We start from the raw sequence: 18,120 nt of genomic DNA on the forward strand, positions 1-18,120 counted from the left end.
AATTATAATTAATTTTATTATATAAAAAGTAATTTTATACAAAAATTAAGATAAACACCTTAATAACAATATAGAAATATTTGTATTTTTGCAAAATTGTGTGTGTGTAATTAGTTTTAGTTTATGTTGTTTAAATAGTTTTTTAATATAATTTTATTGCATTTTTCCATATAATTCTATTTAAATATTATTTATTAATAAGATTACTTCATCCACTTTGATAATTTAATTAATTATTTAATTTTTTTGATCAATAGTTGATTTATGAAACATCTATATTTTGTTCTTATTTTACTGCAAACTATAGGCATTGGGTCCTTTTATTCGCAAGAAAAAAATTCAATACTTACAGAATCTTCTCAAACACTAAAAGAGAGAACCTACCAACACCTAATTATGTATGGACAAAGTTTGTCCACCGGAGCTCAATCGTATCCCGCTCTATCTACCGAAAATATTGAGGGAAACTATATGATAGGAGATCAAGTCTGGATCGAGCAAGGAAATACCAATTTCACAGAATTTAATCCGCTGAAAGCTTCCACTGCCATAATGTACCAAAATTATCCTAAAAACAGAGCATCCATTACTTTAGCGGAAACTCCTTTAGTTGGCCTGGTAAACCATTTACAATTAAAGCAACCCAAAGCAGGGATTAAATATCTGGCTTCATCCGATGGAGAAAATGGAAAAAGCATTGAAGCTTTATCTAAAAAAGGGTATTTTAAAACTAATTATTATAACAATTATTTTTTAAAATCAGTTGAATCTGCTGCAAATATTGCCCGATCTAATGGTTATAAAATGGTCACTCCGGCTATTTTTTGGCTTCAAGGAGAATACAATTATTTTACTCTTCATGATGATAATACTAGTGGTGCTACTCTTGACAAATACGGTTATAAAAAACTTCTGGTTGAATTAAAAAATGATATGCAGAAAGATATCATGAATGCTTATGGGCAAACTAAAAAACCGGTATTTATTACCTATCAAGTAGGATCGTTACGAAATGATGATAATCTCAATATTGGACTCGCTCAATTAGAATTATCAAATACATATGATGACATTATAAATGCCGGCCCAATTTATCATTTGCCACACAGAGGAATTCATATGGATGCCAACGGATACAGATGGTATGGTGAAATGTTGGCAAAAGTGTATTATAAAACCCAAGTACTAGGCGAAGATTTTAAACCTCTACAACCTAAACAGATCTATCGTATATCTTCGAATTCAGTGGGGATTATATTTCATGTACCTCAACCACCTCTGGTATTTGATACCAATCTTGTGCAAGCACTTCCCAATTATGGATTTAAAATAAAGAATAACGGGGTGGAACAAAATATATCTGAGGTAAAAATCGATTCGAATAATAATACGATAATTATTTCTTGTACAAATGCTATTACCGGAAATGTAGAGGTCATATACGGACAGCAAAATATATATCTTAATAATAAATTATTGATTAAAGCCGGAAATCTAAGGGATAGTGATAACTATCCTGCTTTTTTTACTTATGTAGATTTGGATGCTAAAAAGGATGGCGAATATATCTATCCAAGAGAAAAATCAGAAACAACCTTAAGACCGGACAATGAACCTAAAGATAAGGACGGGAGTTTTTTACATGGCAAACCTTATCCGTTGTATAATTTTAGTGTAGCTTTCAGTTACACTCTGGATGCTAATAGAAATTCAGTTTTTATGCCCGGTTTCAGATCCAAACAAGACATTTTATATGTTAAAAAAGGTAGTAATGGAGATGGAAGTTCTTGGGAAAATGCTTTGGGAGAATTAGCTGATGCTTTAAAAATTGCCGAAGAGCAGAATATGGGTAATGAGATACAGGTTAACCAAATATGGGTTGCTAAAGGTTCTTATTCTCCATTATATACTGCAGGTGATGGAGGAAATGCTAATGATCGTTCATTTGTATTACCAAAAAATGTAGAAATTTATGGTGGATTTACTGGAACAGAAACATCCGTTAGTCAAAGAGATTGGAAAAATAATAGTACTACGCTCCAAGGGGATAATGTTTACCATGTTGTTATTTCATCAGGAGATGCCGGAAAAACAGTTCTTGACGGTTTCACTATAAAAGGAGGTAATGCAAGTCTAGCTACTAAAGCATGTAATAAATGGCCATTTAATACCCTTTGTCACATTATGCTTAATAATAGTTGGATTTTTACAGGATACGGAGGAGGAGTTTATCTTTCCAATTCATCGCCCAAACTAAAAAATTTGATTATTGAAGAAAACAAAGCAGCGGATGCCGGAGCCGGTTTAATAATTGATGTATCTAGCCCTTTATTAAGCAATGTTACAATAAAAGATAATATATTAAAAGGTAATGAGGTAATTGGTGGTGGCGGCGTTTATAATTATAAATCATCACCTAACCTAGTTAATGTTACCATTAATAATAATAAAATTGAAGCAACTAATAGCACTGTTGGTGGCGGAATATATAATCATGAATCAATACAACCCAAACTAACTAATGTACTAATTGCTGATAATTCAATTACTATTTATTCCAAAAATAAAAATGTAATTGGTAGAGGTGGAGGTATTTTTAATAAAAACTCCGGTTTATTATTAACTAACTCTTTAATTGTTAGAAATAAATCCCACGTAGGTGGAGGTATTTATATGGAAGGAACAGATGGATCTAAATTTACAAATGTTACTGTTTCAGACAATGAAGTTTTGGCTAATAGAGGAAGTGGTTTATATTGTAATTCTGCTGACCCAATAATTTACAATAGTATTATTTGGGGCAACAAACCCAATACAACCTTTAATGATGAAGGTCAAAAACCTATTTTTAATTATAGTTTAGTTCAATATAATTTTTCCACCGATAATTTTAATTTAAGCGGTCAAACAGATCCTTTATTCGAAGACGGATATAAATTAAATCTAAACAGTCCGGTTATAAATAAGGGCAATAATGAGTATATAACTGCAACGAATAAAGACTTAGACAACAACCCTCGAATTGTTAACAAAACCGTAGATATAGGTGCTTATGAATATCAAAATGAAGCTTTATGTAACAGCTTTAATGATATTACGATTAAAGACACAGAAGTAACTTATGATGGAACACCTAAAGAAATTATTTTAAATGATCTTCCGGATCATATAAGTGCAGAAATCAAATATAAAGGTATCGGGAATACTTCTTATAATGAAAGTTCTGACGCTCCTATTGATGCCGGAACTTATTTAGTAATCGTTCAATTAAAAAATAATTCTGAATCAACTGATTGCGAAACAACTCTTACAGCAAATTTGACTATCAATAAAGCTATAACTGAAATTGTTTCGGATGATTTATATACCTACATTTACGATGGAAAAGAAAAGAAAGTATTCGCTTCCCATAATCATACTGATTCTTCAATTACTTATGAACCCCAACAAGAATATGTAAATGCCGGTGGGTATACCATAACAGCAAAATCTGCTGAAACAAAAAATTACCTTGCCGCAAAAAAAGATATTATATTAGTTATAGAAAAAGCAAACTTTACTAATATTTCATTACCTGAAATAAGTGTTACTTATGATGGTTTAGAAAAATCTGTTGAGATTACCGGAACTGTACCGGCAGAAACCGATATAGTGTATGAATACGAAGGCATTAATGCAACATCCTATCCTAAACAAAAAAATAAACCTGTAAATAGTGGTACTTACCTTGTAACGGCAACAGTAAGTAACCCTAATTATAATACCCTGTTGATACAAGGTAAATTAATAATTAATAAGGCAAATTTTAACGGTATTAAACTTAATGAGAAAGTTACTACTTACAATGGTGATAAACATAATAATGTTATCACTGTTTCAGATAAACTCCCCAACAATACCGAAATAAAATATGAATACGAAGGAGTTAAACATACTTCATATCCTAAAAATACAGAAGAACCGATCAATTCCGGTACATACAAGGTGACAGCCACTATAACAAACAGTAATTATAATACACTGATTCTAAACAACAACCTTATAATAAACAAAGCTGAAGCAATTATTATAGCTGAAGACGAACAAAGTTTTATTTATGATGGTAATGAGAAAAATATAAGTGCCACTCTTAATCATTCGGAAAGCCAACTTCAATATTTACCTAACAATACATATATTAATGCAGGAGACTATGAAATAAAAATTGAAGCTCCGGAATCAGATAATTACCAAAAGGCCAGTAAGAAAGTAATATTAAAAATTAAAAGGGCAAAAACTGTAATTACAGCCCAAAGTATACAAATATATACATATGATGGCAAGGAAAAAACTGTTACCGGCTCTATTAATCATAAGGAAACCACCATTGATTTTCATCCCCAAAAAGGATATATTAATGCCGGAGAATATTCAATAACATTAAAAACAAGACAAACCAATAATTATGAAGCAGCATCATTAGATGTAAAATTGATTATTGAAAAAGCACAATCCATAATTTCTGCTGATGATATACAAACATTTTTCTATAATGGTAAACAAAGAAACATTTCTGCAACTTTAAACCATAATGAGGCAGATTTAACCTTTAGCCCTCAAAAAGGCTTTACTGAATCAGGTTCTTATGATATTGTTATAAATGCACCCGCTTCAACAAATTATGAATCCGGTTCAAAGAAAGTTAAACTTATTATTAAAAAAGCGGAGGCTTTAATCACCGGTAACGAAATTCAAACATATACTTTTGATGGGACAGTAAAAAATGTAGTTGCTCAATTAAACCATGACGAAGCCACACTTACCTATTCTCCACAAAGAGGATATACAGATGCCGGCTCCTATAAAATTATCGTTAGTGCTCCTTCTACTTCTAATTATGAAGCTGTTACTAAATCCATTACTTTAAATATTAATAAAGCTGTTTCTTATCCATCAACGATTAAATTAGAAAGTAAAACATTTACTTATGATGGAAATCCACATAGTTTATTTGTTGAAGATTATCCGGAAGGCACACAAATTAATTATGAAAATAATGATAAAATTAAAAGTGGAACATATACAGTTACCGCCACTTTAATACATAAAAATTACAAAGACGTTCAATTATTCGCTCAATTAATCATTAATAAAGCTCCTTCAATTATATCCGCTGAAGATTTACAAAATTTCACTTATGATGGTAAAGAAAAAGTTGTAACGGCTTCTCTAAATCATAATGAGACATCCTTATCTTATTTTCCACAACAAGGATACAGTCAGGCGGGTAAATATACAATTACCGCTAAAGCTGCAGAGTCTAATAATTATAAACATTCTTCAAAACATATTGTTTTAAACATTGAAAAAGCTAATGCTGAAATTACGGCCGATGAGGTACAAACATTTACTTATGATGGAAATTTAAAAAAGATATCAGCTACACTTAATCATAATGAAACCGAATTAACCTTTTCACCGGTAAATGGATTTACAAATGCCGGAGAATATACAATTACCATTTCCGCTAAAGCAACTAATAATTATAAATCTGTTACTAAAACTGTAATTTTAAGAATTGAAAAAGCAGAGGCTTCCATTATTGCTGATGATACGCAAATATTTACATATGATGGTTCTGTTAAAAATGTAAAGGCTATTTTAAATCATAAAGAAGCTCATGTAACATATAGTCCTAAACAAGGATATACTGAGGTAGGATCCTATGCTATTACAGCTAATGCTCCTGAAACATCTAATTATAAAAAAGTTTCTAAGGAAATTACACTGAAAATTAATTATCCTAACAAATTCCCGACTTCTGTGAAGTTGGAAAATAAATCTTTCACATACAACGGAGAACCTCATAGATTAGTAATTTCCGGATTACCGGAATCTACCCAAGTTTCATATCTAAATAATGAACATATAAAGGCGGGTACATACTTGGTTACAGCGATATTAACTCATCCTAATTATGGTAAAGCAGAGTATACCGCAACCCTAACCATTGATAAGGCTAAGGCAATTATTTCCGCTGATGATGTACAATCATTTATCTATGATGGTTTAGTTAAGAATGTGACAGCTACCCTTAATCATACGGAAACTGATTTAATTTATCCACAAGGTTACATTAATGCCGGGGAATATACTATAACAGTGAGTGCGCCTGAATCTGATAATTATAAAGAAGCTTCTAAAATAATCACTTTAAAAATTGAAAAAGCTACTACATTAATTTCAGCCGAAGAGATACAAACTGCCACCTATGATGGAACAGTTAAAAAAGTTAATGCTTACCTAAATCACAACGAAACAGCAATCAATTTTGTCCCTAATGAAGGGGGCTATATCAATGCAGGAACTTATAAAATTACCATTGAAGCTCCAGCCACTCAAAATTATAAGGCAGCATCCAAAACTGTAACATTAAAAATTAATAAGGCTGATGCTGAAATTATGGCTCCAGAATTCCAAACATATGATTATGATGGAACCGTGAAAAAAGTTACTGCCAGACTTAATCATGACGAAGCTGTAATTTCCTATGAACCTCAACAAGGATATACAGATATAGGAATTTATATAATTACGGCCAGTGCTCCTGAAACTACTAATTACAATAAAGTTTCAAAAGATATTAAATTAAAAATTGTTGCAACTAATTCATTTCCGGCTTCTGTCTTATTGGAAAGTAAATCATTTATATATGATGGCAAACCACATAGTTTATCGGTTACAGGTATACCGGAATCAACTCAAGTTTCTTATGAAAACAATGGTCATACAAATGCCGGTTCTTACTTAGTTAAAGCTAAATTAAATCACCCTAATTACGGTTCTGCGGAATATACGGCTACTCTCACCATCGATAAGGCTCCGTCCATTATTTCCGGTTCTGATACGCAAACATTAACTTATGATGGTTCTGTAAAAAATGTGACAGCTACCCTGAACCATACAGAATCAAATTTAATTTATAGTCCACAAGAAATTAGAAATGCAGGAGAATATGTTATTACCGTTTTTGCTCCGGGGTCCAAAAATTACAAAGAGGCCTCCAAACAAATAACTCTAATAATTAAAAAGGCAGTGGCAAACATTTCTGCTGATGAAACTCAAAAATTTACATATGACGGTTCTGTAAAAAATGTAACAGCTACTTTGAATCATACGGAAACTAATTTAATTTATACGCCACAGAGCTTTATTAATGCAGGTATACATAAAGTAACCGTAAGTGCTCCTGAAACTCAAAATTATTTGGAAGTATCTAAACAAATATCTTTAATAATTGAAAAGGCTAAGTCTGTTATTTCTGCTGATGACACACAAACTTTCATTTATGACGGTTCGGTGAAAAATGTTCAAGCCAATTTAAATCATACAGAAACTAATTTAATTTATTCTCCTCAACAAGGATATATTGAAGAAGGTTCTTATGATATTATCATTATAGCTAATGAAAGTTCAAATTATTTAGCTTCATCTAAAAATGTAAAACTAGTTATAAATAAAAATTCACTGGGAGTAGATGATATTACGGTAGAAAATAAAGAAATCAAAATAGCACCGAATCCGGTTTCAACTATTTTAAAAATAGCTTTCTCAAAACCACTGGTTAAAAAAGAAGTAATAAGCATCTATGATCTAATGGGTAGATTAATTATGAAAACCACCATTGCTCCGGGAGAAAAAATTAAAGAAGTCGATTTTAACGGTTATTATTCCGGTGTTTATATTTTAAAATATAAAAACAAAGTATTCAAAATCGTTAAAGAGTAAAATAGTTTTCAAATAATTACAAAAAAAGGATTCCTAAATTAGGAATCCTTTTTTAATTCTTCAACTATCAGTTTAGCCGTTCGAGAAGAAGCTCCGGAATCTCCCAACTTATGCCTGAGCTCTATATAGTTCTTTTTAATTTCTGCTGCATTTTCGGGCTCCAATATTTTAGTTAATTCACTCTTTAAATTATTGTAATTTAAATCATCTTGGATAAGCTCGGTTACTACTTTTCGATCCATGATTAGATTAACTAAAGAAATATACTGTATATGCTTAATTAATCTTTTGGCTATTTCATAAGAAATTCTACTGCCTTTATAACAAACCACTTCAGGCACGTTCAGTAAAGCAGTTTCCAGGGTAGCTGTTCCGGAGGTAACTAAAGCAGCTTGAGAGATCCTCAATAAATTATACGTTTGATTGGAAACGATCTTTACATGTGAATTCAAAAATTGTTGATAAAACTCTATTTCAATAGAGGGTGCACCTGCAATGACAAACTCATAAGATAAAAAATCTTTTTCCACCGATAACATTTGAGATAACATCTTTTTAATCTCTTGTTTTCTACTACCCGGTAGTAATGCTATTATAGGCTTATCCGAGAGACCATGCTCTTTTCTGAACTTATTTTGATCTAGTTCAGGTAATGAATTTAAAGCATCTAATAAAGGATGTCCCACAAAATCCACCGGATAATTATATTTAGCATAAAAATCTTTCTCAAAAGGAAGAATTACAAACATTCGATCAATATATTTTTTAATAATCTTTACCCTTCCGGATTTCCATGCCCATAATTGAGGAGATATATAATAAAATGTTTTTATCCCTAATTTTTTCACACTTTTACAAATGCGAAGATTGAATCCGGGATAATCAATAAAGATCACACAATCCGGTTTATATGCAGTAATATCTTTTTTACACAAGTTAATATTACCCAGTATAGTACCTAAATTAGCCACTACTTCAAGAAATCCCATAAAAGATAAATCCTTATAATGTTTAACCATTATTCCCCCTTGAGCTTGCATTAAATCTCCTCCCCAGAAACGAAATTCTGCGTTTTGATCCTCTTTTTTAATTTCTTTCATGAGGTTAGAACCATGTAAATCTCCTGAGGCCTCTCCCGCAATTATGTAGTATTTCATATTATTTAAAATTTAAGGTAGAAAATGTTCGATCCATCCTTCTTACTCTTGTAAAGATACGTTCTTCCCCCTTTCCAATAATCAATCTGTCTCCAACGTATATTAAATTTCTCTTATACTAACTTTTATAATCCTTAGATTAGAATGTACGTGTTAACAATTTCTTCTTATAACTTAAAAGCGGATAAAATCTTTATAAATTAAGACTGAAGAAAAGTGCTTACAGTTTCATAAAAAACTGTAGGATTATCTACTTGAACCCAATGCCCTGCATGGGGGATAACAACCGTTTTTTCATTTGGAAATTGTTGACGTATCGAAAATTCATCTTCCTTTAAAATATAATTAGACTTTTCTCCGGCAATAAATAAAGTAGGACCTTCATATTTTCCAAAAGAAATTGTATTATTTATTAACTGATTGTATTTCTCTTTTAAGGTTTTTAAATTAAAACGAAAGTCGAAACGGTTATCTTCCGTTCTGTAAACATTTTTCATTAAAAACATTAGTATTCCGGCATCACTTATATGCTGAGATAACATATTTTCAACATCTTTTTTTTGATTTGCCTTTGAAAAATCAACGCTTTCCAATGCCTTGAAAATTTGCTGATGATGTGGAGGATACGCTTTAGGTGCCATATCAACAACTATTAATTTTTCAACAAGATCAGGGTGTTTAATAGCGCATTCCATTACAGCCTTTCCTCCTAAAGAATGCCCTAATAAAATGGCTTTATCTAATGAATAATGTTTCATGTAATTAACAATATCATCAGACATGGTTGTGTAGCTCATTTCATCTGAATGAAAACTCCTACCGTGATTACGTAAATCGATAAGGTGTACTTCATTGGTTTCAGAAAATTTTTTTCCTAAAGTCCCCCAATTGTCCAACATTCCAAATAAACCGTGAAAAATCAATAAGGGCATTTTTCCGGGTTTTTCAAATATTTTTGAATTTAAGACACGATTTTCCATTGAATTATCTTTTTTACAAAAATATGGATATTCTTAAATATACTTATTTTTTAAATAGAAACACAAATAGGTTTTAATTTATATGTGAAACTTCATAAAAAAATGTAATTTTATACTATATTTTATCAACAAAACAATTAATTATTACATAACTAAGAAAAAAATTGAACACATGAATAATTCCAACAATCAGTTAAAAAGGAGTTTAACTAACAGACACATACAGCTCATTGCTATTGGAGGAGCTATCGGAACGGGATTATTTATGGGTTCGGGAAAAACCATAAACTTGGCCGGTCCATCAATTTTATTGGTGTATACCATTATAGGTTTTATTTTGTTCTTTGTCATGAGAGCCATGGGCGAATTGCTCCTTTCCAATCTTAACTATAAATCTTTTGTCGATTTTACTACCGATTTATTAGGCCCTATGGCTGGTTTTTTTATGGGATGGACATATTGGTTTTGCTGGATAGTTACCGGAAGTGCTGATTTAATCGCTATTTCCGGATATGTAGAATATCTTTTTCCGAATATGGTTGCACCCTGGATTCCAGCCTTAGCTTGTATAATATTATTCTTATGCTTAAATCTGTTAACGGTTAAGCTTTTTGGAGAAACAGAATTTTGGTTTGCCATAATTAAAATTATTGCCATAATCTCCCTTATTGCAATCGGTATACTATTCATAATTAATCATTTCAAATCTCCATCCGGAGTAACTACCTCGCTTTCCAATATATGGAACGATGGCGGATTTTTCCCTACCGGTTTTACCGGATTTGTTGCGGGATTTCAAATCGCCGCTTTTGCATTTGTTGGAGTAGAATTGGTAGGAACGACAGCTGCTGAAACTAAAGATCCGGAAAAAACTCTTCCCAGAGCCATTAATGCCATTCCTGTTCGAGTTATTCTATTTTATGTACTTTCTTTAGCCGTAATCATGTCGGTAATGCCTTGGAGAACTATAGACCCCGACAAAAGTCCTTTTGTTGTTTTATTTTCTTTTGCCGGAATAACTGCTGCATTCAGTATAACTTATTTTGTAGTACTTACTTCCGCTGCTTCTTCTGCTAACAGCGGGATATTTTCAACCAGTAGAATGTTATACGGTCTTTCGTTAAGTAAAAAAGCACCTGTTTATTTCCGAAAACTTTCCAAAGCTTCAGTTCCTTCCTATGGATTAACGTTCTCCTGCATCTGTTTGCTCCCTGCCGTACTAATCCTTTGCTATGGAAACGAAAATATAATGTATGCTTTTACATTGGTAACTACAGTTGCTACCGTACTTTTTATTTTTATTTGGTCTATGATCCTCATATCCTATATTTCATTCCGAAAGAGAAAACCCGAACTTCACCAAAAATCAAATTATAAAGTTCCCGGAGGTCTTCTATCCATTTATTTATCCTTATTGTTTTTCTTATTTCTCATTGTGGCTTTTTGGTTTAAAGAAGACACAAGACAGGCTCTCATTTTTACTCCTTTATGGTTTATATTATTGGGAATTTGCTACTCAATAATTCCAAAACAAATAAAAAACCAGTGGAAAGCACATTTTTAGAATTTTATACCTTTTATCAAGTAAAAAGATTTTCTAAAATCAATTAGTTCAAACAAAAAGTGATCTTTACTAATCATTTAAGATTTTAAATTGTTTGTAGAGTTAAATTAAAAAGCGTTGTCCGTTATCCTCAAAATTGCCATAGTTTGGTGGTAAAACACAAGCAGTCTTAGTACTCATACTTTTATAATAGGTATTAAATACCTAAATTTGAAAAATATCAACGAAAATAAATCTAATACAATATGGCTAGAAATTGGGAAACCATAAAAGAATACTCTGATATTTTATTTGAATACTGGAACGGAATTGCAAAAATAACTATTAACCGACCGGAAGTTTATAATGCTTTCCGACCGGAAACCAATTTTCAAATGATTGAAGCAATGGAATATTGTCGAGAGCATCCCGAAATTGATGTAATTATTCTAACCGGAGCGGGAGATAAAGCCTTTTGCAGCGGAGGTGATCAAAATGTGAAAGGTGTTGGCGGCTACGTAGGAGAAGATGGAGTGCCTAGATTAAATGTATTGGAATTACATAAAAAAATAAGGGAAATTCCTAAACCGGTAATTGCTATGGTAAACGGATATGCTATCGGAGGAGGACATGTGCTTCATGTCGTTTGTGATTTAACAATAGCTTCCGAAAACGCTAGATTTGGACAAACCGGTCCGAAAGTTGGAAGCTTTGACGGTGGTTTTGGTTCATCGTACCTTGCCAGAAGTATTGGTCAAAAAAAGACAAGAGAAATTTGGTTCCTATGCCAACAATATACCGCTGAAGAAGCTAGAGAAATGGGAATGGTAAATAAAGTTGTTCCTTTGGAACAACTTGAAGACACCACCATAGAATGGTGTGAAATTATGCAGCAACGAAGTCCAATGGCATTACGTATGATAAAACGTTGTTTAAATGCTGAACTCGATGGGCAGCATGGTCTAATGCAATTAGCCGGAGATGCTACCCTTATGTATTATTTAATGGATGAAGCCCAAGAAGGTAAAAAAGCTTTCTTGGAAAAACGTAAACCCGATTTTAAAAAATTCCCTAAATTTCCTTAATAATATTAAAAAAGTTCCTTAATCAAGGAACTTTTTTATTTGAATATGAAAATACTTCGTTTTATATCGTTCATACAAAACAATGTCATTTTAAAACTTCAACAATAATTTTTAACTATTAGCAACCTTATTTTAAATGATGAAATAATTTCATTGATTATCAAGTCTCTTAGTTCTATATACTCTATCTTTCATTTTATAATTGGTAAAGATAGTATACAAAAAAATACAAGTCCATTAAATCTATTTTATTTTCCATTATTAAAAAAATCACTATTTCTCCCTTATAAAATTTTACCATTACTTACGTTTTAAAACCGCTTTTTCAGATAAAAACAAAAGTAATAGTAGACCCTATTAGAAAATTTTTCTAAAAATTTTCATCATAATAATTTGTAAATAAATTTTAATTAATTAAAACTTTTACAATTAATTAAGTAATAATTAATCTAATTCATCAATCATATATTGATAAAAAAAATTATCTTATCTGTTTTTAAAAAAAATGATTAATATCAGAATAGTAACTCCATATTGTTTCGTTTTCTTTCGTAATTTTGCTACTAAAATAAAACCAAACATTTGTGAAAACAGAATTATCTAATTCTAGTAAAACTAACACTTGGGATGTAATTGTTATCGGAGGAGGTGCGACCGGTGCCGGAACTGCCCGAGATTGTGCAAGGAGAGGATTGCGTACGCTTATGTTAGAGCGTCACGATATAGCTACAGGAGCTACGGGAAGAAATCACGGATTACTACATAGCGGCAGCCGTTATGCAGTTACTGATAGAGAATCCGCTGAAGAATGTATCAAAGAAAATATGATCTTAAAACGTATCGCCAGCCATTGTGTTGAAAAAACAGACGGTCTTTTTTTAACCTTACCGGAAGACGATATTGCTTTTCAATCTAAATTTATAGAGGCTTGCCATACTGCAGGAATTGATGCTAAAGCCATCGACCCTAAAGAGGCATTACATTTAGAGCCTTCTGCGAATCCTTCTATAATCGGTGCAGTAGTTGTACCGGATGGAACTGTAGATCCGTTCCGTTTAACTCTTTCTAATATAGTAGATGCTAAACAACATGGAGCAACCATTGAAACCTACCATGAAGTTTTAGGATTAATTAAAGAGCAGAACAGAGTTATCGGAGTAAAAGTTTATGATCATATAACTAAACAGGAAAAAAATTTATATGCTTCTGTAGTAGTAAATGCCGGAGGAATATGGGGTCAAAAAATTGCGGAGTATGCTGATTTAAAAATAAAAATGTTTCCTGCTAAAGGATCGCTTCTTATTTTTGGACACAGAGTTAACAATATGGTATTAAACCGTTGTCGTAAACCTGCGGACTCTGATATCCTCGTACCCGGAGACACCATTTGTTTAATAGGTACAACTTCCACCCATGTCCCTTACGAAGAAATTGACAACATGTATGTTACTCCTGAAGAAGTAGACATCTTAATCCGTGAAGGTGGAAAACTATCCCCTACCCTGCTTCAAACCCGAATATTACGTGGGTATGCAGGAGTGCGACCATTAGTAGCTTCCGATGATGATCCTACAGGACGTAATGTTAGCCGAGGTATCGTTTTATTAGACCATGCTACAAGAGATGGCCTGGAAGGTTTTATCACCATTACCGGTGGTAAATTAATGACGTACCGATTAATGGCTGAATGGGCTACAGACTTAGTATGTAAAAAATTAAACAATACAACTCCTTGTACAACCGCTGAATCCAATCTTCCGGGATCTCAACAAAGTACTGAAGAAATAAATCAAAAAATGACTTCAGTACCAACTACCATACGTAAATCTGCCATTTATAGATTGGGAGATATGGCAGAGAATTTAAAAGCAAAAAAGGTTACGGAAAATAGTTTAGTTTGTGAATGTGAGGAAGTATCAGTCGGAGAAGTCGAATATGCTATTAATGAATTACATGTCAACAATCTAATTGATCTTCGTAGAAGAACTCGTGTTGGCATGGGAACCTGTCAAGGAGAACTTTGTGCCTGTAGAGCAGCCGGATTAATGAACCATTATCAAGTTTTAAGCCCGGATAAATCTAAAGAAGATTTAACCATTTTCCTTAATGAAAGATGGAAAGGTATACGTCCTATTGCCTGGGGAGATACTTTAAGAGAAAGTGAATTTACCAGTTGGGTTTATGAAGGAGTATGCGGATTAGATATGACACAAGAACAAATTAAAAAAGCAAAAGATGAAATTTGATACAGTAATAGTAGGAGGTGGTTTAACCGGATTGGTTAGTGGAATTAGATTAATGCAGAAAGGGCAAAAATGTGCTATTATCTCTTCCGGACAAAGTGCTTTACATTTTTTTTCAGGTTCCTTCGATTTGTTAAACAATCTTCCGGACGGAACGCCTGTTAATAACCCGGAAGCTTCCCTATTAGAACTTTCTAAACAAGCGCCGAATCATCCATATACCAAAATGGGCGAATCTAAATTTAAAGAATTAGCCCAAGAAGCTAAAAATTTTCTAAATGAAATTGGAATAAAAATCCAAGGGTCTTCAACTAAAAATCATTATCGAATTACCCCTATGGGTATGATAAAACCCACTTGGTTAACCATGCCAAATTTTGCTTTTTTTGAAGATGGAAAATTTCCGATTAAAAAAGCAGCAATTATAAATGTTGAGGGATTTTTAGATTTTAATCCTGATTTTATTTCCGAAGCATTTGAAAAAATAGGTGTGGAAACTACCATCAACTATTTCAACTTACCGGAATTAAATACAATCAGAAAAAATCCGAGCGAATTTAGATCTACTAACCTCTCCTTTGTATTTGACAAAGAAGATAACCAAGATCTTCTGGCTAAAATTCTCACTGAAAAAAGTCAAGGATGCGATGCTATTATTTTCCCTGATTGTATTGGCTTTAGAAATTCGGATGTATTACCTAAACTCATTCAAAAGGTAGGAAAACCTATATATTTAATACCGACCTTCCCTCCTTCCCTAGTAGGTGTTAGTACTCAATTATATCTAAAAGATTATTTCACAAAATTGGGCGGTATTTTTATGCTGGGAGACAGCGTAACCCATGCCAACATTGAAGGAAATCAAGTTACCGAATTATATACACTTAACCACGGAAATATTCCAATTTCTGCCAAAAACGTAATACTTTCTTCCGGAAGCTTTTTTAGTCAAGGATTATTAGCTGATAGTAAACAAGTTTATGAACCTGTATTTGACCTCGATACGGATTATTTACAAGATCGAGCAGATTGGTATAATCGTAATTTATTTGAAAAGCAAAATTATCAACAGTTTGGTGTTAAAACTGACAAAAATTTTCACGGTATAAAAAACGATATGCCTATCGATAATCTATATGTGGCAGGTGCCATTCTTAGTGGATTCAATCCATTAAAAGAAGGATGCGGTGCAGGTGTTTCCTTTTTATCCGCATTATATGTAGCTGAACAAATTTTAATCAAAGAAAAGACCTATGAACCTATTGCTCAATAAAAGTGAAAATAATTTCGAACAATGCATTAAATGTACGATCTGTACGGTGTATTGTCCCGTATCCAAAGTAAATCCCGATTATCCGGGACCAAAACATTCCGGCCCTGATGGAGAAAGATTACGTTTAAAAGACCCTGAATTTTATGACGAATCTTTAAAATATTGTATTAACTGCAAAAGATGTGAAGTTGCTTGTCCATCTAACGTTAAGATTGGTGATATAATCCAGATAGCTCGCATTAAATACAGCAAGAAAAAACCTATTTTAAGAGATGTAATTCTTGCTCACACGGACTTTATGGGTACACTGGCTACTCCATTTGCTCCTATTGTGAATGCAATGACTTCTTTTAAACCGGTTAAAAGCTTAATTGAACCTATCTTAAAAATAGATAAGAGAAGAAGCCTTCCCAAATATTCATTCGGTACGTTCAGAAGTTGGTACAAAAATGTTGCTGAAGAACAAAAAAAATATCCAACACAAGTATCTTATTTTCACGGTTGTTACGTAAATTATAATAATCCGCAGCTTGGAAAGGATATGATCAAAGTTCTTAACTCATTGAACATAGGGATTCAACTTCTTGAAAAAGAAAGATGTTGTGGTATTGCTTTAATATCAAACGGTTTTATAGATAAAGCTAAGAAAAACGCGACTATCGATGAAGCAGAAATTCGCAAATCCGTAATAGACAAAAAACTTCCGGTAATCACTACTTCTTCTTCCTGTACGTTTACTGTACGTGATGAACATTCTCATCTTTTGGGAGTAGATAATAGTTCCGTTAAAGATCAAGTAGAATTAGCTACTCGATACATTTACCGATTACTGAGTTCTTCTGACACTAAACTTAAGTTTAAAAATAAACCTTTAAAAATTGCGTATCATACCCCTTGTCACATGGCAAAATTAGGATGGACGTATTATTCCGTTGAATTGTTAAAACTTATACCAAATGTAGAAGTAACCGTTTTGGAATCTAATTGTTGCGGAATTGCCGGAACTTTTGGATTTAAAAAAGAAAATCACGAAGTTTCTAAAAAAATTGGTGATCCATTATTTAATCAAATAGAAACGGGAGGTTTTGATCTTGTTGCAACCGATTGCGAAACTTGTAAATGGCAAATCGAAATGTTTACCACTAAAAAATGTGAACATCCCCTTAGTATAATTGCCAATGCATTAGAGGATTGATATTATATTTTCAGTAAAAAACCCTTATGAAAAATCATAAGGGCTTTTTTTATAAACAAATCAAAATTTATTTGGCTACAATTACTTCTATTCCATTATCTTCTAAAGTGGTAAGATCTTTTTCCGTAATATCATTATCTGTAATCAAAACATCTACTTTATCCAGAGAACAAATCTGACCAAACCCTCTTTTATTTATTTTAGTTGAATCTGCCAAAACAATGACTTTCTCCGATTGCTCTATCATTACTTTATTAAGATGGGCTTCTGTTGAATTGGAGGTTGAAAGACCAAAGTCCAGGTCTATGCCATCTATTCCCAAAAACAATTTATTACATGAAAATTTTTTTAATTCGGACTCTGCTAAAGATCCTATTACGGAAATGGAGCTTTTCCTTAGATTTCCCCCCAGCTGAATTACATCAATAAAAGAATCCTTACTCAACTCCATAGATACACTTAACGAAGAGGTAATGATCGTTAATTTTTCATATCCTGAAATGATTTTTGCTAAATAATATACAGTAGTTCCTGAAGCTAAAATAATAAAATCCTGATCGTTAACGAACTTAAGTGCAGCTTTCGCTATTTTTTGTTTTTGCATTACTTGCACAAATTCTTTTTCGTTAATATTTTTTTCGAAAGCATAGAGAGGCTGCTTACTTGCTCCACCATGTGTTCTATATAAAAGACCGGTATTTTCCAAATATTGAAGATCCTTTCTGATAGTAACCGCCGAAACATTTAATTTTTCACAAAGCTCATTAACTTTAGTGAAATTATGCTCATCTAATTCATCGATAATAAGTTGCTGCCTTCTATTAAGCTTAATCATGATCAGGAATTTTTGAAAGTTTAAAGTTAAGAATAAAATCTA

At 32.3% G+C, this 18,120-nt stretch carries 9 protein-coding genes; 6 read left to right on the forward strand and 3 right to left on the reverse strand.

The features are described from left to right. Positions 1-264 precede the first annotated feature (264 nt). On the forward strand, positions 265-7,767 hold the full coding sequence (locus tag G8C41_RS08845; RefSeq protein ID WP_166007339.1) for an MBG domain-containing protein: 7,503 nt from the start codon (positions 265-267) through the stop codon (positions 7,765-7,767). Between the two features lie 38 nt (positions 7,768-7,805). On the opposite strand, the gene lpxB is transcribed toward G8C41_RS08845, so the two are convergent. Both lpxB and G8C41_RS08855 read right to left on the reverse strand, forming a co-directional pair. Continuing rightward, complete coding sequence (gene lpxB / locus G8C41_RS08850) at positions 7,806-8,924, reverse strand: lipid-A-disaccharide synthase (protein WP_160568713.1); 1,119 nt, start codon at positions 8,922-8,924, stop codon at positions 7,806-7,808. Positions 8,925-9,124: 200 nt separating this feature from the next. Further along, complete coding sequence (locus tag G8C41_RS08855) at positions 9,125-9,904, reverse strand: alpha/beta fold hydrolase (RefSeq protein ID WP_166007341.1); 780 nt, start codon at positions 9,902-9,904, stop codon at positions 9,125-9,127. A 163-nt stretch (positions 9,905-10,067) separates the two neighbouring features. On the opposite strand from G8C41_RS08855, the gene cycA reads away from it, so the two are divergent. The 5 genes from cycA to glpC all read left to right on the forward strand — a co-directional run bounded on the left by cycA (position 10,068) and on the right by glpC (position 17,243). Next, positions 10,068-11,468 (forward strand): D-serine/D-alanine/glycine transporter, encoded by a 1,401-nt coding sequence (gene cycA / locus G8C41_RS08860; protein WP_255467090.1) that lies wholly within the window; start codon positions 10,068-10,070, stop codon positions 11,466-11,468. A gap of 245 nt (positions 11,469-11,713) precedes the next feature. Beyond that, a complete protein-coding gene (gene menB, locus G8C41_RS08865; RefSeq protein ID WP_166007345.1) occupies positions 11,714-12,532 on the forward strand; it encodes a 1,4-dihydroxy-2-naphthoyl-CoA synthase in 819 nt (272 codons plus the stop codon). 584 nt (positions 12,533-13,116) lie between these two features. Next, entirely contained in the window at positions 13,117-14,778 is a 1,662-nt protein-coding gene (glpA, locus tag G8C41_RS08870; protein WP_166007347.1) for an anaerobic glycerol-3-phosphate dehydrogenase subunit A, read from the forward strand. After that, on the forward strand, positions 14,768-16,048 hold the full coding sequence (gene glpB / locus G8C41_RS08875) for a glycerol-3-phosphate dehydrogenase subunit GlpB (protein WP_166007349.1): 1,281 nt from the start codon (positions 14,768-14,770) through the stop codon (positions 16,046-16,048). The genes glpA and glpB overlap by 11 nt, the downstream gene beginning before the upstream one ends. After that, positions 16,029-17,243: an anaerobic glycerol-3-phosphate dehydrogenase subunit GlpC gene (gene glpC / locus G8C41_RS08880; RefSeq protein WP_166007351.1), complete on the forward strand. Its 1,215-nt coding sequence runs from the start codon at positions 16,029-16,031 to the stop codon at positions 17,241-17,243. Before glpB ends, glpC begins: the two co-directional genes overlap by 20 nt. A 67-nt stretch (positions 17,244-17,310) precedes the next feature. Here glpC and G8C41_RS08885 read toward each other — a convergent pair whose 3' ends face one another. Next, a complete protein-coding gene (locus G8C41_RS08885) occupies positions 17,311-18,078 on the reverse strand; it encodes a DeoR/GlpR family DNA-binding transcription regulator (protein WP_105296437.1) in 768 nt (255 codons plus the stop codon). Between the last annotated feature and the right edge of the window lie 42 nt (positions 18,079-18,120).

Source organism: Apibacter sp. B3706 (assembly GCF_011082725.1).
Taxonomy (GTDB): domain Bacteria; phylum Bacteroidota; class Bacteroidia; order Flavobacteriales; family Weeksellaceae; genus Apibacter.